Below are 17,780 nucleotides of genomic sequence, written 5' to 3' on the forward strand. Positions count from 1 at the left end.
CGCGGTCGGAGAGGGCGCCCCCGGGTAAAACCCAGACCCCCACCCCGGAGGGGTACAAGACCCCGCCCCCCACCCCCACTCCGGTCCCCACCGCCTCCGTCACCCCCTCGGTCCCCTGCGGGCCCGCGGGCCCGGACGATTACCTGGTCATGGAGTCCAGCGACTACAACGGCGACGGCGTGATCGACATCGCCCTCTACCGGCCCGGTCTCGGGCTCTGGGCCGTGCGCGGGGTTACCTTCGTCTACTACGGGCAAGGGACCGACCGGCCCGTGCCCGGCGATTACGACGGGGACTACACCACCGATATCGGGGTTTTCCGCAACGGCCGCTGGCTGATCCGGAACCTGACCCGATTTTTCTATGGGCAAAGCGGCGACCGACCCCTGCCCGTCGACTATACCGGCGACGGCCGGGTCGACCCGGCCGTGTACCGCCCCTCCACCGGGGCCTGGATGGTCCGGGGTTTGACCCGTTTCTGGTTCGGGCAGGAAGACGATTTCACCGTCCCCGGCCATTTCACCGCTCAACGGTCCTTCCTCCCCGCCGTCTTCAGACCCTCCAACGGCCTCTGGCGGGTCCGGAACCTGACCCGGGCTTACCTCGGGCGGATGGGGGACTGGCCCGCCGTCGGCGATTACGAGGGGGACAGCGTCTGGGAGATCGCCGTCTTCCGGCCTTCGTCCGGGCTCTGGACGGTCCGGTGGGTCACCCGGGTCTGGTTCGGGCAATGCCTGGACCGGCCGGTCAACGCCGATTACGACGGCGACGGCATCGAAGATCCCGGGATCTTCCGCCCCGCCACCGGACTCTGGACCAATACCGCCGGCGACTTCTTCTATTTCGGGCAAAACGGGGATCTTCCTCTCACCCGTTGAATCCGCGGGTCTACGGCTCTCTTCCGCCGCCCGAAGCGGCGGAAGAGAGCCGGTTTTTCGTGAACCCTTCCGGTAGGAATTGTGGATAATCCCGTTGATAAACTGTGGATAATTGTGGAAAACCCGGGTATTTCTGTTGAGAAACTGTTGACAATTGCCCTCCGGGGGTTACACTTGGTGTTCTTCTCTGAAGAGACCGCAGTTGAGGCCACGGAATGACCGCGCAGCTAGACCTGAAATCCGGCGAAGAACAGGATCTGTTTCAAAAAATCCGAGAACACCCCGAGCAACTTTCCGCCTACCGGCGGCTGGCCCGGGTCCTGGCCAAGCGCGACAACTGCGACGGCGCCGTCGCCGTTCTCAAACAGGCGGCGCGCCGGGACCCGGGCGACCGGGAGACCCGAGTGCTGCTGGCCCACGTCTACGAAAACGCCGGGCGCCTGCCCGAGGCGGCGCGGGTACTGCGGGCCTTGATCAAACGCGGGGCCGTGCGTTTCCTCCCCTACGAGCGCCTGGCCCGGGTCTATAAGAAGCAGGGCCGGAGAACGGCCGTCGCCCCCCTGCTCGAGGCGGTCCCCGGCGGCAGTCCCCTCCGGGAACGCGCCCTCAAGAAACTGGTCGAGATTTATAAGGAAGAAGGGAAGTGGCGGCCCGCCCTGGACGCGGCGGAGCGCCTGATCGCCGAATTCGGCCCGGAGTTCGGCCGGGTCAAGGACCGGGCACGCCTGCTCGACCGCCTCGACCGCCCCCGGGAAGCGATCGCCTTCTACCGGCAGGCGGCCCGGCTCAGCCCCGAAAACCCCGACGTCCCCTTTCTGCTCGGGCTCTGCCAGAAGCGCTCGGGGGACAGAACCGGGGCCCGGGAGACCTTCCTCGGCCTGACCGGGATCCGGCACGGGTACTACGGCGGGAACATGCAGCTGGCGGAGATGGATATCGAGGACGGAGACCTGGAGGCGGCGGAAGAACGCTTGAGAAAACTGGACGCCCGCTGGCCCGGGAATTCCCGGGTCAACCTCAACCGTGCCCGGATCATGCTCGAGCGGGGGCGCGCCGCCGAAGCCCTGGAGACCGCCCGCGCCAATTACCGTCTCACCCCCTTCTACTACACCGACGAACTGGCCCTGGGCTACGAGACCATGGCCGAAGCCATGAAGAAAACCGGGGTCAAGGGGCCCCTGCCCGCTCTCTACCGCCGCCTGGCCCGCAGGCTGCGGCGCGGCGGCGATTATTTCAAGATCATGGCCGCCCTGATCGAAGAACTTCTGAACAAGAAACGGTTCGAAACGGCGCTCCTGGGGGCCGACGAACTCCTGGAGCGTTTCCCCGACAACTCGCTGGGCTGCGCCCGCAAAGCCGAGGCGCTCAAGCTTCTGGGCCGAACGGCCGAAGCCGCCGACTTCGCCCGGCGGGCCGCGGCGGAACGCGATCCCCGCTATCTGGCCGACCGACTCCGGGGCTTGCGCCTGCTGGAGGAAATCCACCGGGAGAACGGCCGCCGCGAGGAGGCCGAAGCCGCGCGCCGCGAGGCGGCGGCCGCCGGAACCCGCCATGCGCCCCGGGCGCGGAAAGGAAACTCATGACCTCGTCGACCGCGACGACCGGCCGCGACGATCCCCGGATCCGCAATCTGAGCCGGGAGATACGGGAACACCCCTCCCGGGCTTCGGCCTACAAGGAGATGGCCCGGCTGCTCCGGGAAGTCGAACGCCCCCGCTCGGCGGCCGCCGTGCTCCGCCGGGGCCTGGAGAACATTCCCGGAGACCTGGGCCTGCTCCAGCACCTGGCCCGGGCCCAGCAACAGGCCGGTTTCCACCAGGCGGCCGAGAAGACCCTGAGAAACATCACCCGGGCCTTCCCCGACCACTACCTGGCCTACGAGAAGCTGGAGCGGTACTATGTCCGCCGGGGGCAGGCCCACAAGGCCCTGGCCATGTACCGCCGGGTCGAGGAAACGGCGGCTTTCAAAGAACAGAGCCTGGAGCGGATCGTCTTCGTCTGCAAGGAAACCTCGGACGTTCCCGGAACGCTGCGGGCCCTGAAAAAACTGGTTCGGGGTTACGGCGTCACCCAGGGCCGGGCCCGGGACCTGGGGCGCTTCCACTTCAAGGCGGGGAACTGGCGGGAATCGGTGCGATGGCTGAAGAAAGCCTTCGCCCTCGAGCGGCCCGACCAGGAGCTGAGGATCACGCTGGCCCTGGCCTGCGCCCGGTTGGGGAAGTGGGCGGAAGCGGAGCGCCAGCTCCGGACCGTTCTGGAGGAGAAACCGGGCGCTTTCGCCGGCCTGATCAACCTCTGCGAATTGAAGCTGGCGGCGGGGAAAACGGAGGAAGCCCGGACCCTGATCGCTGACCTGGACGCTACGTTCCCCGGCAACTCCCGGGTGAACCTGGCCCGGGGGGAACTGGCCCTGGCCGAGGCGGATCCGGAAGCTGCCCGCGCGGCGCTGGAGGCGGGGATACGGGGAACCCCCTATTTCTACCGGTGGGAGCTGCGCCGCGGCTACGGGCTTCTCGCCCGCGCCTGCGACCGGCTGGGGCAACGGGAGGAGGCCGCCTTCGCCCGGACTCTGACCGGGGCGCTCGACGGCGCCCTCGACGCCTACCAGGCGTTCATGCCCCTGGCCGAGGCCCTGATCGCCGAACACGACCTGGACAAAGCCGGGCGCGTTCTCGACCTCCTGGAAAGGATGTTCCCGGGGAACACCCGGGCGGCGGTGGCGCGGGGGGAAATTCTGCTGGCCAAGGGCTACCCGCTGCGGGCGGTGGAGGCCATCAGCTCCGGCCTGGAGAAAACCCCGGAAAAATACGCCCGGGACAAGATCCGCGGCTACGCCGTTCTCAGCCGGGCTTACCGGGCGTTGGGCGACTGGGAACAGGCCCGGCAGGCCCGACGCCAAGCCGAACACCTGGAAGCAGAACTGGGGGAATAGCTTCCCCGGGAATACATGCCGGAACTGCCCGAAGTCGAGACTATTCGGCGCTGTCTTCTCCCGAGGGTCGTGGGCCGAGACATTCTCGGGGTCCGGGTTTTTCCCGACCCCAAGGGGTGCCGCTGGCTGCGGGGAATGCGTTCGCCGGCCGAATTCAAGCGTCTCCTGGTGGGGCGGCGCATCGAAGACGTCCGGCGCCGGGCCAAATACCTTCTCTTCGACCTCGACTCCGGGGAGATCCTCGTCGTCCATCTGGGCATGAGCGGCCAGCTGCTGCTGCGCCCCGCGGCCGCGGAGGTTCCTCGCCACGCCCGGATCGGATTTTCCCTGGAGGGCGGCTCCGTCCTTTACGCCAACGATCCCCGCAAGTTCGGAGAGGCGTACGTCTACTCGGAACCGGCCGGCCGGACCGCCGTCGATCCCTTCCGGCTCGGGCCCGAACCGCTCTCGCCAACCTGGAGCCGGGAAAATCTGGCCCGGGCGCTGGCGGGGCGGACGGCCCCGATCAAGGCCCTGCTCCTGAACCAGACCCTGGTGGCGGGGTTGGGCAACATCTACACGGACGAAGCGCTGTTCCGGGCCCGGATCCATCCTCTCGTCCCCGGGGGAAACCTGGACGGAGCCCGCGTCCGGGCCCTACACGGCGCCGTGCGCCGGGTCCTGCGCGAAGCGATCGCGCATCAGGGGACCAGCGCCGCCGACCGGCAGTACGTCGACGGCGAGGGGAGGCTGGGGAGATTTCAGAACCGGTTGCGGGTCTACCAGCGGCGGGGGCTTCCCTGCCCCGCCTGTTCCGCCCCCATCCTGACGCTGAAGACCGGGGGGAGAACCGCTCACTTCTGCCCCCGCTGCCAGCGGGAACCGCGATGACGTCCGCGGCGGAGCGCCGGCAAGCTCAAATCGCGGCCGTGGCCGGACCGCAGGGGGCCGGAGCGGCGCCGGAACCCCTGGCCGGAGACATATCCTCCCGGACGTTCTTCCGGGTGCGGTCGCCCGGCGGCGGAACCGCCGTGGCCGTCCTCTACCCGCCCGGGGAGGAGGCCGGGGCGGATCTGTACCTGGCGACTGCCCGAGAGCTCGCCCGGGCCGGAGTTCCGGTCCCGGCCGTTCGCGGAGGGAACGTGGCGGCGGGCGCGGTTCTGGTGGAGGACTGCGGACGGGAAACCCTGCAGGACCGCGCCGGGAAGGAGGGACCGGCGGACCTCGCGGAACTCTACCGCCGGGCCGTGGAGATCCTGGTGCGGATGCAGGGAAACCTGGGCCGGGGGGAACCGGCCTTCTCCCCCCCCTTCGACGGGGCGATCTTCGAACGGGAACTGCTTATGTTCCTGGAAACGGTGGCGCCGCGCGGACCGGAAAAAACCTGGCGGGAGCTCTTCGCGCGGGTGACGGAGGCCGCGCTCGAGCAACCGTTCTGTTTCTGTCACCGCGACTACCATTCCCGCAATCTCATGGTCGTCGGGAAGGAGTTGAAGGTGCTCGATTTCCAGGACTGCCGCGCCGGCCCCTACACCTACGACCCCGTCTCCCTGGCCTACGACCCTTACGTCTCCCGGAACCCGGACCGCTCCCGGCGGGTCCTGGAGGGCTATTTCTCCCTTCGTCCCCGATTCCTGCGGGGCATTTCGCTCTCCGAGTTCGAGCGCGACTGTGATACTATGTCGCTGCAAAGGCTTTTGAAAGCGGCCGGGACCTACGGGAAAGTCTTCCGGGCGACCGGGAACCGGGTTTTCCTGCGGTACCTGGACCGTGCCCGGGAATGGGCGCGGGAGATCGTCGTCGGGCGAGCGGAATTCCGGGGGTATTCGGACCTCTTCCGGAACTGGGAACCGCTCCACCGGGGCGCCGCCGAGGAGAGCGTGTGACATCATGAAAGCCATGTTGCTGAGCGCCGGGAAAGGAACCCGCCTTCTGCCCCTATCCGAGTTCTACCCCAAAGCCCTCTTCCCGGTCGGAGACCGGCCCTGCATCTACTACCAGATCGCCCACCTGCGGGAGATGGGAGTCAAGGAGATCGTCGTCAACCTTCACCACCTGGGAGAGAGCGTGGCCGAGGTGCTCGGGGACGGGTCCTTCGCCGGGATCGCGATCTCGTACTCGCGGGAGAAACGGCTCCTGGGGACCGGGGGTGGCGTCCGGGCCGCCGCCCGCAGGTGGAAGGGGGAAGACGTCCTCGTCGCCAACGCCGACACGCTGGTGGACTTCGACTACCTCAAGCTCGCCCGGGTGCAGTTGGCCAAGGAAGCGGCGGCGACCATGGCCCTTCTTCCCCGCCCCCAGAGTTCCCCCTACACCCCCGTGTACCTGGACCGCTACGCCATGGTCACCCGCATCGGCGGGGAACAGCCCGGCCCCGGCTATATTTTTACCGGGGTCCAGTACCTTTCCCCCGCGTTCATCGGCCTGCTGGGCGGGAGAAAAGCGCTCTGCCTCGTCGAGGACGGCTACCGCAAGGCCCTGGAGCAGGGAATGCGGATCGCGGGAATGGCGGTCAACGGCTACTGGCGGGAGATCGGGACCATCGGCTCCTACTGGGAGGCCAACCGCGATTTCCTGCGGGGCAAATCGCCCTCTTTCTTCTACCGGGGTCGGGAGGATTTCACCCGCCGGGGGATCCACGCCGGGAAGCGTTCGGCCATCGGGCCCCGAGTCAGTTTCTATTATCCCGTCTACCTCGGCGACGACTGCGTCATCGGGGAAGAGAGCCGGATCGGGCCCACCGTCCTGGTGGGGTCGGGCGCCCGGGTCGGCCGCGGCTGCCGTCTGGAGAACGTCCTGGTCTGGCCCGGGACCGAGGTCCCGGCCGGAACCGCCAAGCGCAACTGCATCGTCACCCCCTTCGGGGAGGTGCCCATCGCCGAAAACGCCTCGTAGGGGGCGGAAACGGAGGAGCCGATGGCGGAAATCAGAGAGCGCTGGGACAGCCGCACGGCCTTCGTCATGGCCGCGATCGGGAGCGCCGTCGGCCTGGGCAACGTCTGGCGGTTTCCGGTGACCTGTTACCGCCATGGGGGCGGCGCGTTCTTCATCCCCTACTTCGTGGCCCTGCTCACCGCCGGGGTGCCGCTGATGATTCTCGAATACGGGGTGGGGAGAATGATGCAGGGAGCGGCGCCGCGCGCCCTGGGCCGGATCAACCGCCACACCGAATGGGTGGGGTGGTTCTCGCTGGGCATCGGGATGGTCATCTCCGTGTACTACGCCATCATCATGGCCTACTCGGTCGAATACCTCTACTACTCGTTTTCCGGGTTCTTCACCCACGGGATCATGCCCTGGTCCCAGGCTTCGGCGGGGTTTTCCGATATCTACGAACCCTTGTTCTTCAGCGACGTCGTCCGCAACCACAGCACCCGGGCCGGGGAGATGTGGCAACTGGTCTGGCCCCTGGTGGGGGGATTGGCCGTCACCTGGATCTCGGTTTACCTCATCCTCTCCCGGGGGGTCAGGCGCGTGGGGAAAGTGGTGATGCTGACCGTCCCCCTCCCGGTGGTGGTCCTTCTCATCCTGGTCGTCCGCGGCCTCACCCTCCCCGGGGCCGCCGACGGGATCATCTACTACCTTACCCCCAACTTCGAGGCGCTCAAGGACCCGGCGACCTGGCTGGCCGCCTACGGACAGATATTTTTCTCGCTTACCCTCGGCTTCGGCGTCATGATCGCATACGCCAGCTACCTGCCCCGCCGGGGCGATATCTCCAACAACGCCTTCATAACCTGCTTCGCCAACTGCGCCACCAGTTTCTTCGCCGGCTTCGCCGTCTTCTCGGTCCTGGGTTTTCTGGCCCTGCAGAAGGGCGGTGTTCCCATCGACAAGGTGCTGGCCGGGGGGCCCGGCCTGGTCTTCGTCACCTATCCCACGGCCGTCTCCCAGATGGGGCAGTTCGGCTGGCTCTGGCCTCCGATCGTCGGGGTGCTCTTCTTCGTCATGCTTCTCTCCCTGGGTATCGATTCCCTCTTTTCCCTGATCGAGGGGGCCGTCGGCGGGCTGCGCGACCGGTACCCGCGCCTGACCACCCGCTCGCTCACCGCCGCGCTCTGCCTTTTCGGGCTCGGGGTCGGGATCGTCTTCTTCGCCAACCGCTCCGGCCTCAACTGGCTGGACATCTTCGACCACTGGTCCAACGACTACGGCCTGGTCGTGGTCGGGCTGCTGGAATGCGTCATCGTCGGTTATTTCTTTCAGACCGACCGGCTGCGCGACTTCATCAACGAATATTCGGAGATCAAGCTCTGGGGGTGGTGGGAGCTCTGCATCAAGTTCATCACCCCCCTGATCCTGGGGTACCTGATCTTCTCCAACCTCCTCAACGAGTTCACCCGGGGGGACCTGTACGGGGCCGGGGGGACCGACTTCGACCGCTACCTCTGGGTGGCCCCGGTGGTCTTCCTCGCCCTCTTCGTGGTCGCCTTCGCCCTCGCCCGGAACTGGAAACTGATCGCGCTGCTGGCCGGGGGCGGCGTGGTGGTCGCTCTTTTCCGCCTCTGCCTTCCGGCGGAAGCTCCCCTGGCCACCGCCATCTTCGCCGGGCTGGCCGCCGCCTTCCTCTTCGGAACGTTGATTTTCTGCCTGCTGCTGGCGCGCAAGGGCACCCGGGAGCCGGAGGAATGAGCGCCGGACGCGGCCGGCGCGCGGCGGTCCTGCTCGCTTTCCTGCTCGGGGCGCCGGCGGCGGCGGCCGAACCTGCGGTTGCCCCCCTGACCGTGAGCTTCCGCTGGACCGAAGCCAACATCTGCACCTCCTTTTCCCCACGCATCGAGGTCGTAGGCGTTCCCCCCGGAACCGCCTACCTGCGGGTCAAGCTCGTCGATCTGAACGTGCCCTCCTACCCACACGGGGGAGGAACCGTTCCCTACCGGGGATCGCCGATCATCCCCGCCGGAGCCCTGAACGGCTACCGGGGCCCGTGCCCCCCCGAGGGACGCCACGACTACCGCCTGACGGTCGAGGCCCTGGACACGGGAAGCCTGGTCATCGGCCGCGGAGAGGAGACGGTCCCCTGCTGCCCTTAGCGGGGGGCGGTATCGTCCGATGACCGGACCGGAGAGCGGAGCCGTCGGCGCCGAATTTCTCGCCCGGGCCCGGGGGATGATCGTCGATATGGACGGGGTCCTCTGGCTGGGCGATACGCCGCTGCCGGGCCTGCGCGGTTTTTTCTCCGCGCTGGCGGCCCGGGGAATCGCCTTCGTCCTCGCCACCAACAACTCCAGTTCCACCCCCGAATCCTACGTCCGCAAACTGGAGCGGTTCGGGGTGGAGGCGGGGACGGACCGGGTGCTGACTTCGGCCCAGGCCACGGCCGCCTTCCTCCGCGAACGGTTCCCCCGCGGGGGAAGGGTGTTTCTCATCGGCGGGGAGGGCCTGAGCCGGGCCCTGGAGGCGGCGGGGTTTTCGCTCTCGGAAGAGGAGGCGGAGATCGTGGTTGTGGGGTGGGACCGTTCCCTGACCTGGGAGAAGCTGGCCCGGGCCTCGATTCTCATCCACCGCGGCGCGTTTTTCGTCGGGGCCAACCCCGACCTTTCCTACCCCACCCCCGAGGGCCCCGTGCCCGGATGCGGGGCCCAACTCAAGGCCCTGGAAGCGGCTACGGGGGTCCCCCCCCTGGTGGTGGGGAAACCCGAACCCGCGATCTACCGGGAAGCCCTGCGGCGCCTGGGGACGGCGCCGGGGGAGACGGTCATGCTCGGCGACCGGCTCGACACCGACATCGCCGGGGCCGCACGGCTGGGGATGGCTTCGGTGCTGGTCCTGACCGGGGTGACCGGCCGGGGGGACCTCGACGGCGGCGCCGTCAAGCCCGACGCCGTCTTCCCCGACATCGCTTCCCTGGCCGAGGCCCTGGAAGCCCTGCCCCGCCGCGCCGGGAAGGGCTGAAGCCCCGAAGCCGCTACGCCCGGCCTTCGGCCCGGGCCAGTTCGCCGCGGTCGTCGCCATCGAGGTCGGCGGTCAGAAAGTCGAGGCTCAGGGGCAGCGCCAGCGCCAACTCGGAAAGGTGCTGGAGGGAGACCGTGACGGCGCGCGCTTCGACCTCCAGCAGGTGCCCTCCCCGTTTCCGGTCGGCGTCGAGGAAATGAAGGTGGAACCCGGGAGGGCTGAGAGCGGGCATGAAGTCCGGGGCGAAGAAACCGGCCAGGGTCCCGGAGACGTTCTCGAAGACGAACTCCGCCTGCTCCCCCGCGGCCTCGACCAGGGGGCGCGGCGAGGCCTGCCGGGAGACCGCCCGGACGCGCACCCGGGAGAAATCTCCGTCGATCCTAAGAGCGTAAAAAAGGTTCGGAGAGGGGATCAGCCGCTCGAGAACGCCGTTAAAGCTTTCGGCGAAGTCGCGGCCGTCGAGACCTTCGGAGGAATCGGGCCTGAAGAAGGTCACGCAGGCGAACGGGGTCGGGGTCCGGGGATCGACCGGGGAAACGGCGCCGTCGGAACCGACCCGGAAGACCGATCCGTCCAGAACGATCATCTCCCCGTCGAGATCGTTGAAAGTCCCCAGCCCGAAGTCACCGCGCCGCAGCACGGACGCTACCGCGGTCGGAGACCGGTAGAGGCCGCGCAGGAGGGCGTTGACCGGCGCGGAGAGGTACAGGGGCGCCGCCATTCAGGCCCGCACCACCCGGGCCTTCACCTTCCCCACCCGGGCCATGACGTTGCGGGTATCGACCACCAGCGCCGCGGCTTCCCCCACCAGCCGGTAATCGACGCAGCTGTGGTCGGTGGCGATGAGGACGGCGTCGGCCGCCTTCAGTCGGGCGGCGGTCAGGGGCGTCGACTTCAGGCGATAGCGGTACTTGCGGGTGGGGGGGAGCGTCCCCACGAAAGGATCGTGGTAACGCACTTTGGCCCCGTGTTCGAGGAGCAGTTCGATCAACCGCAGGGAGGGAGATTCGCGCATGTCGTCGACGTCGCGCTTGTAGGCCACCCCCAGAAGGAGAACGGTGCTCCCGCGCAGGCTCTTGCTCTCGTCGTTGAGGGCGTGCAGGAGCCGGTCGACGACGTATTCGGGCATGGCCGTGTTGATCTCCCCGGCCAGTTCGATGAACCGGGTGGGGATCTCGAACTCGTGGGCGCGCCAGGTCAGGTAGAAGGGGTCGATGGGGATGCAGTGCCCGCCCAGGCCGGGGCCCGGGAAAAACGGCATATAGCCGAAGGGCTTGGACGAGGCGGCGGCGATCACTTCCCAGATGTTGATCCCCATCCGGTCGAAGACGACTTTCAGCTCGTTGACCAGGGCGATGTTGATCGATCGGAAGATGTTTTCCAGAAGCTTGGTGGCCTCGGCGGCGTCGGGGCTGGAAACGGCGACGGTACGGGGGACGATGGCGCCGTAGAGGGCCCGGGCCAGGCGCAGGCATTCGCGTCCGACCCCGCCCACCACCTTGGGGATGGAACCGGTCGAGAAGTCGGGGTTGCCGGGATCCTCCCGCTCCGGGGAGAAGGCCAGGAAAAAATCCACGCCCGCTTTCAGGCCGCCGGCTTCCAGGGGCGGCCGCACCACTTCCCGGGTGGTGCCCGGGTAGGTGGTGCTCTCCAGCACCACCAGCTGTCCCGGACGCAGGTGGGCGGCAATGGCGGCGGCGGTGGATTCGATGTAGGAAAGATCGGGTTCGCGGTGGCTGGTCAGGGGGGTGGGAACGCAGATCAGGATGCAGTCCGCCTTCTTCAGCAGGCGGAAATCGTCGGTGGCCCGGCAGTCGGGGCGGCCGGAAATCTCCCGAACCGCGGCGGGGGAAATATGCTTGATGAAACTCGCCCCCCGGTTGATCTTGGCGACCTTGGTCCGGTCGAGGTCGAAGCCGACCACCGGGAAACCGGCCCGGGCGAATTCGATGGCGAGGGGGAGTCCCACATAACCGAGACCGATGACGCCGACTACGGCTTTCCGGTCCTCGATCTTCCGCAACAGGGCGGCGGCGCGCTGGTTCTTCATGAGCCTTTTCTTCTCCGTTTCGATGGTTTCCCGTAAGGCGGAATCATCGGCCATGGAGGCGAAGCTTGTCAAGGGGCGGCACGGGAAAAACGGGATTGGAATGGCGCATTCCCGTCCGGGAATGTATACTTTCAAACTGATGTTTCTTCTCCGCCGACGGGAGAAGGCTCGGAACCGTCAACCTGCCGAACCGGGAGCGTCGATATGTACTCGGGAAGAAAGGAGCTGGCCGCGCTGATCGCCGCCTGCCTGTTGCCGGCGATCGCCATCGGCTGCGGCTCGACTCAATCTCCGGCCGCGTGGGATACGGAGTGGGTTCCTCCGGAGCCCGAAGGGGCCGATACGGTCTGGGAGGAGATTTCATCGGCCGAGGTCCCGCCGGCCGAGACCGAGCAGGGGCTGAAGGACCTGGTCGGCCTGGCCTTGAAACAGAACCCCTCCACCCGCCAGGCCTGGGCCTCGGCCCGGGCCGCGGAGGCGTCGGTCGGGGAAGCCCGCGCCGCCTGGTACCCCTGGCTGACGGTGAGCGCCGACGGCACCTACCAGCGGGAGGACTACACCGTCAAGGACCCGGCCGCCGCCGTGCTGGGCCAGGATATCGACCAGTACACCTACGGCCCCGGAGCGCAGCTGACGTGGCTCCTGCTCGACCTGGGCGGACGCGGCGCCCGGATCGACCAGGCCCTGCAGCTGCTTTTGGCCGCCGATTACCAATTCAACCAGGCCCTCCAGAACCTGCTCCTCTCGGTCGAACAGGCCTACTTCAATTACGACGCCGCCGTCTCCACCGAGGCCGCGGCCCAGGCCGACCTCGACGACGCCCGCACTTCGCTGGAAGCCGCCCGGGACCGTGTCCAGGCCGGGTTGGCTTCGAAGCTGGAAGAACTGCAGGCGGAATCGAATTACTACAACGCCCTCTACGCGCTCGAGGACTCCCGGGGAACGGTCAAGGACGCCTTGGGGACGGTCGCCCAAACGGTGGGGGTGAAAGCCGATACCCCCCTGGCCGTCGCCCTCCCCCAGGGGGAACCGCCCCTGGACCTGCCCCGGGAAGAGGTGGGGAAGATGATCGACGCCGCCATCGCCCAACGGCCCGATATCGCCGCGCGCCGGGCGCAGGTCGGTTCCCTGGCCGCGGCGGTCTCCGCCGCCGACTCGGACCTCTGGCCTACCCTCAACCTCGGCGGCAACGCCGCGGGGACCTGGTACAGCTACAACGGCGATTTCGAACCCTACGACCGGAGCTGGAACCTGGTCGGCTTTCTCCAGATCAACTGGGACATCTTCTCCGGTTTTTCCGACCGTTCGGCCAAACTGGCGGCCCAGGCCGACCTGGAGAGCGCCCTGCAGGGGCTGCGCCAGGCCGAGTTGGCGGCCAGCGCCGACGTCTGGACCGCCTACAACAACTTCGGCACCGCGGTGGAGAAATACAAGGCGGGCAAGGCCCTCTTCGCCTCGGCGCAAGCCTCCTACGACTACGCCCTCGACAGCTACAAGGCGGGGCTGGACAGCATCCTCGACCTGCTCCAGGCCCAGAGCCAGCTTTCGACCGCCCGCAGCAAGCTGGTCGCATCCCGGAGAGACGTCCACCTGGCCATCGCGGGCCTGGCTTATTCCACCGGCAGTCTGACCGTCGCCAGCTATAAAGACGAGACTTTGAACCAGTGAACAGGGGAGTTCGAGAACCGATGAAAACCGTCCGGTTATTCAGGGCCGTAAGCTCGATCCTGGCCCCGGCCGTCCTGGCCGCGGCCGGATGTTCCCAAAAGCAGCCCGCCCCGTCCCTGCCTCCGGCCCGGGTGACGGTGGCCACGGCCAAACAGGAAACTCCGGCCCTGGTCTACAGCACCTTCGGGACCCTGGTGTCTCCGGCCAGCGTGGACATCGTCGCCCAGGCCACCGGAAAGCTGGTGGCGGTCCATTTCCATGAAGGAGACACGGTCAAGGCCGGTGACGCCCTCTTTACCGTCGAAACCGGCATCTACCAGGCCCAGATGGAGTCGGCCCAAGCCCAACTGGCCCAGGCCGAAGCCCAGCTCAAGCTCGACACCATAACCCTGGAGCGCAACCGCGGCCTGCTGGCCAAGAAACTGATCTCCCAGCAGGACTACGACAGCCTGCAGACCCAGGTGGACGCGTCCCAGGCCCAGCGCGACCTGGCCGCGGCCCAGCTGGATCAAGCCCGGATCAATCGGGAGTACTGCTCCGTGATCTCCCCGGTGGCGGGGAAGACGGGGAAACGCCTGGTCGATCCCGGGAACGTGGTCCTGGCCGACCAGGGGCCGACCCTGGTCACGGTCAAGCAGATCGACCCTCTCTACGTCGATTTCTCGGTTTCCGAGAAATACTTCCAGGAGCTGGCGGCCCAGCTGGCCAAGGGGCCCCTCGCCCTAGCCCTGGTGCCGGCGGGGGATACGGCCTCGTATCCCGGAACCCTCTCCTTTCTCAACAACACCGTGGAACCGTCGAACGCCAGCTTCGACCTCCGGGGCGTCGTCGAAAACCGGGACAGCCGGCTCTGGCCCGGGCAGTACGTCACGGTCACCCTGACCTACGGCAACGTCAAGGACGCCGTGGTCGTTCCCGGCGACGCGGTCCAGGTCGGGCAGAAGGGGCCGTACGTCTTCGTCGTCGACGGCGACCACAAGGCCCGCATGCGCAACCCGGTCAAGCTCGGGCCCACCATCGAGGACGGCGTAATCGTCCTCGACGGGGTCAAGGCGGGCGAAACCGTGGTCACCTCCGGCCAGCTGGGCCTGCGCGACGGAAGACCGATCGAAGTGATCGACGACCAGGGCGCTCAGGGCGCGCAACCGTCCCCGGCCGCCGCCGGGAAGACGAAGTGAAGCCGGCAACGGCGGCGGAGGGTTTTTGAGCATGAGCTTTTCGGAAAAATTCATCCGCAGGCCGATCATGACCGTCCTGGTCATGGTCACCCTGGTGCTCTTCGGCATCGTCGCCTACACCCAGCTCCCGGTCAGCGACCTGCCCGCGGTCGACTATCCGGTGATGACCGTTTCGGTCAGCTACCCGGGGGCCAGCCCGCAGCTGATGGCTTCCTCCTGCGCCTCGCCGCTCGAGGATCAGTGCATGCAGATCCCGGGGCTGGAGACTCTCATCTCCTCCAACACCCCCGGGACCACCAGCATCACCCTCGGCTTCGAACTGGGCAAGAGCGTGGACCTGATCGCCCCCGACGTCCAGGCCGCCATCCAGCGGGCCACCGGGGACCTCCCCACCGATCTCCCCCAGCCCCCCACCTACGAAAAGACCAACCCCTCCGACCAGCCCATCATCTACATCATGCTCTCCTCCGCCACCATGACCGGGGGCGACCTCTACGATTACGGCAACACCATGATCGCCCAGCGGATCAACATGCTGGAGGGCATCTCCAAGGTCGATATCTACGGCGCCCAGCGGGCGGTACGGGTCAAAATCGATCCGGAGAAGCTCAACGCCCTGGGTTTGAGCTTCAGCGACGTCTCCTCCGCCCTGGGGCAGAGCACGGTCACCATCCCCGGGGGCGATCTCAACGGGCCCCACCGGACCTTCTCCATCGAGCCCGACGGCCAGCTCACCACCGCCGAGGAGTACGAGAACCTGATCATCGCCTACCAGGACGGCGCCCCCATCCGGATCGCCGACGTGGGCGAGGCCATCGACAGCCTGGAGAACGACCTGGTCCAGGTCATGTACGGCGGCCCGGATATACCGATGAAGCCCGGCTACATCTGCATCGCCGCCACCAAGAGCCAGGGCGCCAACGCCGTCGCCCTTTCCCAGCGGATACGGGACCTGCTGGACGAGATCGAGCCCACCCTCCCCGGTTCGCTCGAGGTCGACGTCTTCTACGACCGCGCCATCCAGATCAAGTCTTCGGTCGACGACGTCAAGCAGACCATCGTCATCGCCCTCATTCTCGTCATCATGGTCATCTTCCTCTTCCTGGGGCGCCTCTCCGACACCATGATCCCCTCCATGGTCCTGCCGGTGACCCTCTTCGGGACCTTCCTGGTCATGATGCTGGTCGGCTTCAGCCTCGACAACCTTTCGCTCATGGCCCTGACCCTCTCCATCGGCTTCCTCGTCGACGACGCCATCGTCGTCCTGGAAAACACGGTCCGCTACGTCCAGGCGGGAAAGAAACCGCTCGAGGCCGCCATCGTCAGCATGGAGGAGATCAGCGGGACCGTGGTCTCGACCAGCCTGGCCCTGATCACGGTCTTCATCCCCCTGGTCTTTATGGGGGGGGTGATCGGGAAAAACTTCCAGGAGTTCGCCCTGGTGGTGATCATCGCCATCGCCATGTCCACCCTGATGGCGCTCACCCTCTCGCCGATGATGTGCGCCCGGATACTCAAGGGCGGGAGCGAGGAATCCAAGCCCTGGCTGGAGCGGACGGTCGAGCGGGTCTTCAAGCAGGTGGTGGACCGCTACGGGGCCATGCTCTCCTGGTTTCTCCACCGGAAATACCTGGCCATCCTGGGCTGGGTCGCCTGCCTGGTCGGAATCGGGTTCTTCTTCTCGTCCCTGCCCAAAAGCTTCATGCCCATCGGGGACAGCGGCACCTTCTACGGCCAGATGGTCGCCCTCCAGGGGACCTCGACCGACCAGATCCGCTATTTCCAGGACCGGGTCAACTCCATCATCAACTCCCACCCCGAAATCGAACGGCTCCTCACCGTCACCGGGAGCAACCCCGGCGCCGACCAGAGCACGGGGATGGTGGTGGGGACCCTCAAGGAAGACCGGGACCTGACCACCATCGAGATGGTCCAGGTCCTGACCCGGGAGATGCAGGAGATCTCCAACCTGGGGCAGGTCTACATCATGCCCATGCCTTCCCTGATCCTGGCCGCGGGCGCGGAGAGCACGGCCACCGGCAGCAAGTACTCCTACGTCCTCTCCGGGCAGGACAAGGACGACGTCTACCAGGCCTCGTTCAAGCTGGTGGAAGAGATGGAGAAAACCGGACAGTTCTCCGGGATTCAGAACAGCGTCAAGCTGAACATGCCCCAGCTCAACGTCGAACTCAGGCGGGACCGGGCCTCCGCCCTGGGGATCACCGCCGCCGACATCGAGACCGCCCTGGCGCTCTACTACGCCAAGGGTAAGACCGCCACCTACCTCACCGACATCCAGCAGTACTGGATCATGCTCGAGGCGGCGGACGGGTTCCGGGACCTGCCCCTCGACCTCCACAACGTCCAGATCCGGGCGCCGGCCACGGGCGAACTGGTCCCCCTGGCCTCGGTGGCCGACTGGAGCATCGGGGTCGGCCCCCAGAACGTCCCCCACGACAGCCGGCTCAACTCCGCCACCGTCTCCTACAACCTGGCTCCGGGCGTGGTCCTGGGGAACGCCACCAAGTCCCTGAACAAGATCCTCAAGGAGATCCTCTCTCCGCAAGTGGGGGGGAAGGCCCAGGGCGAAGCCCAGGAGTTCGAGGACGCGGTCAAGAGCCTCTCCGTCCTCCTGCTGGTGGCGGTCTTCATCATGTACGTCATTCTCGGCATCCTCTACGAGAGCTACATCCATCCCTTCACGGTGCTGACCACGCTTCCCCCGGCCGCCTTCGGAGGCCTGTTCACCCTCTACCTCTTCGGCCAGGAACTCTCGATCTATGCCTACATCGGGGTCTTCATGCTCCTGGGAATCGTCTCCAAGAACGGCATCATGATGGTCGACTTCGCCAAGGAATACATGGAAGAAAAGGGGATGAAGCCCTTCCAGGCCATCCTCGAAGCCTGCAAGGCCCGGTTCCGCCCCATCCTCATGACCAGCGCCTCCACGGTGATGGGGACCCTTCCCATCGCCCTGGGCTATGGGGCCGACGGCTCCTCCCGGCAGCCGCTGGGGCTGGTCATCGCCGGCGGCCTGCTCTTCGCCCAGGTGGTCACCCTCTTCATCACCCCGGGGATCTTCCTCTACATGCAGACCTTCCAGGAAAAGGTCCTCGACCGTTTCGAGCTGACCCGCTCGACCTCGGCCCGCCTGGCCATGGATAAACAGGGCGTCGAAGACTGAGCGGAACGCCGGGGGG

At 67.0% G+C, this 17,780-nt stretch carries 14 protein-coding genes; 12 read left to right on the forward strand and 2 right to left on the reverse strand.

From position 1 onward, the window contains the following. From PLZ73_10095 to PLZ73_10135, 9 genes are all read left to right on the forward strand, one after another. A partial coding sequence (locus tag PLZ73_10095; protein HOO78226.1) for a hypothetical protein occupies window positions 1–878 on the forward strand: 878 nt, incomplete at its 5' end. Between the two features lie 215 nt (window positions 879–1,093). After that, complete coding sequence (locus PLZ73_10100) at window positions 1,094–2,461, forward strand: tetratricopeptide repeat protein (protein ID HOO78227.1); 1,368 nt, start codon at window positions 1,094–1,096, stop codon at window positions 2,459–2,461. Next, window positions 2,458–3,810: a hypothetical protein gene (locus tag PLZ73_10105; protein ID HOO78228.1), complete on the forward strand. Its 1,353-nt coding sequence runs from the start codon at window positions 2,458–2,460 to the stop codon at window positions 3,808–3,810. The genes PLZ73_10100 and PLZ73_10105 overlap by 4 nt, the downstream gene beginning before the upstream one ends. A gap of 15 nt (window positions 3,811–3,825) precedes the next feature. Next, on the forward strand, window positions 3,826–4,680 hold the full coding sequence (gene mutM, locus PLZ73_10110; protein ID HOO78229.1) for a bifunctional DNA-formamidopyrimidine glycosylase/DNA-(apurinic or apyrimidinic site) lyase: 855 nt from the start codon (window positions 3,826–3,828) through the stop codon (window positions 4,678–4,680). Then, the gene (locus tag PLZ73_10115) at window positions 4,677–5,675 is read left to right on the forward strand and encodes a phosphotransferase (GenBank protein HOO78230.1); all 999 of its coding nucleotides are present in this window, start codon (window positions 4,677–4,679) and stop codon (window positions 5,673–5,675) included. Before mutM ends, PLZ73_10115 begins: the two co-directional genes overlap by 4 nt. Window positions 5,676–5,679: 4 nt before the next feature. Continuing rightward, window positions 5,680–6,684, forward strand: a complete 1,005-nt coding sequence (locus PLZ73_10120) for an NDP-sugar synthase (protein HOO78231.1) — start codon at window positions 5,680–5,682, stop codon at window positions 6,682–6,684. A 21-nt stretch (window positions 6,685–6,705) separates the two neighbouring features. After that, window positions 6,706–8,421: a sodium-dependent transporter gene (locus PLZ73_10125; GenBank protein HOO78232.1), complete on the forward strand. Its 1,716-nt coding sequence runs from the start codon at window positions 6,706–6,708 to the stop codon at window positions 8,419–8,421. Further along, window positions 8,418–8,822, forward strand: a complete 405-nt coding sequence (locus tag PLZ73_10130; protein ID HOO78233.1) for a phospholipid-binding protein — start codon at window positions 8,418–8,420, stop codon at window positions 8,820–8,822. Before PLZ73_10125 ends, PLZ73_10130 begins: the two co-directional genes overlap by 4 nt. Before the next feature lie 19 nt (window positions 8,823–8,841). Beyond that, window positions 8,842–9,684 carry an HAD-IIA family hydrolase gene (locus tag PLZ73_10135; GenBank protein ID HOO78234.1) on the forward strand — a complete coding sequence of 281 codons (843 nt, stop codon included), beginning with the start codon at window positions 8,842–8,844 and terminating at the stop codon, window positions 9,682–9,684. 13 nt (window positions 9,685–9,697) lie between these two features. Here PLZ73_10135 and budA read toward each other — a convergent pair whose 3' ends face one another. Together budA and PLZ73_10145 are read right to left on the reverse strand one after the other, a co-directional pair. Next, window positions 9,698–10,405, reverse strand: coding sequence for an acetolactate decarboxylase (gene budA, locus PLZ73_10140; protein ID HOO78235.1), 708 nt, complete (start codon window positions 10,403–10,405; stop codon window positions 9,698–9,700). Next, window positions 10,406–11,734, reverse strand: coding sequence for a nucleotide sugar dehydrogenase (locus tag PLZ73_10145; GenBank protein HOO78236.1), 1,329 nt, complete (start codon window positions 11,732–11,734; stop codon window positions 10,406–10,408). 204 nt (window positions 11,735–11,938) lie between these two features. Here PLZ73_10145 and PLZ73_10150 point away from each other — a divergent pair, with 204 nt between their 5' ends. The 3 genes from PLZ73_10150 to PLZ73_10160 are packed head-to-tail and all read left to right on the forward strand — an operon-like array spanning window position 11,939 to window position 17,764. Further along, window positions 11,939–13,402 carry a TolC family protein gene (locus tag PLZ73_10150; GenBank protein HOO78237.1) on the forward strand — a complete coding sequence of 488 codons (1,464 nt, stop codon included), beginning with the start codon at window positions 11,939–11,941 and terminating at the stop codon, window positions 13,400–13,402. A 20-nt stretch (window positions 13,403–13,422) separates the two neighbouring features. Beyond that, window positions 13,423–14,580 (forward strand): efflux RND transporter periplasmic adaptor subunit, encoded by a 1,158-nt coding sequence (locus tag PLZ73_10155; GenBank protein HOO78238.1) that lies wholly within the window; start codon window positions 13,423–13,425, stop codon window positions 14,578–14,580. Window positions 14,581–14,611: 31 nt separating this feature from the next. Beyond that, a complete protein-coding gene (locus PLZ73_10160) occupies window positions 14,612–17,764 on the forward strand; it encodes an efflux RND transporter permease subunit (protein HOO78239.1) in 3,153 nt (1,050 codons plus the stop codon). Window positions 17,765–17,780: the final 16 nt, after the last annotated feature.

It is taken from the genome of bacterium (genome assembly GCA_035380285.1).
Classification (GTDB): domain Bacteria; phylum Auribacterota; class Erginobacteria; order Erginobacterales; family DAOSXE01; genus DAOSXE01.

Excerpts from the sequence above, each read along its gene's own strand:
- PLZ73_10135 (HOO78234.1), top strand. The coding sequence starts at position 8,842 with ATGACCGGACCGGAGAGCGGAGCCGTCGGCGCCGAATTTCTCGCCCGG.
- PLZ73_10125 (HOO78232.1), top strand. The coding sequence starts at position 6,706 with ATGGCGGAAATCAGAGAGCGCTGGGACAGCCGCACGGCCTTCGTCATG.
- PLZ73_10155 (HOO78238.1), top strand. The coding sequence starts at position 13,423 with ATGAAAACCGTCCGGTTATTCAGGGCCGTAAGCTCGATCCTGGCCCCG.
- PLZ73_10115 (HOO78230.1), top strand. The coding sequence starts at position 4,677 with ATGACGTCCGCGGCGGAGCGCCGGCAAGCTCAAATCGCGGCCGTGGCC.
- PLZ73_10105 (HOO78228.1), top strand. The coding sequence starts at position 2,458 with ATGACCTCGTCGACCGCGACGACCGGCCGCGACGATCCCCGGATCCGC.
- PLZ73_10145 (HOO78236.1), bottom strand. The coding sequence starts at position 11,734 with ATGAAGAACCAGCGCGCCGCCGCCCTGTTGCGGAAGATCGAGGACCGG.
- PLZ73_10150 (HOO78237.1), top strand. The coding sequence starts at position 11,939 with ATGTACTCGGGAAGAAAGGAGCTGGCCGCGCTGATCGCCGCCTGCCTG.
- PLZ73_10130 (HOO78233.1), top strand. The coding sequence starts at position 8,418 with ATGAGCGCCGGACGCGGCCGGCGCGCGGCGGTCCTGCTCGCTTTCCTG.
- budA (HOO78235.1), bottom strand. The coding sequence starts at position 10,405 with ATGGCGGCGCCCCTGTACCTCTCCGCGCCGGTCAACGCCCTCCTGCGC.
- PLZ73_10100 (HOO78227.1), top strand. The coding sequence starts at position 1,094 with ATGACCGCGCAGCTAGACCTGAAATCCGGCGAAGAACAGGATCTGTTT.
- mutM (HOO78229.1), top strand. The coding sequence starts at position 3,826 with ATGCCGGAACTGCCCGAAGTCGAGACTATTCGGCGCTGTCTTCTCCCG.
- PLZ73_10160 (HOO78239.1), top strand. The coding sequence starts at position 14,612 with ATGAGCTTTTCGGAAAAATTCATCCGCAGGCCGATCATGACCGTCCTG.
- PLZ73_10120 (HOO78231.1), top strand. The coding sequence starts at position 5,680 with ATGAAAGCCATGTTGCTGAGCGCCGGGAAAGGAACCCGCCTTCTGCCC.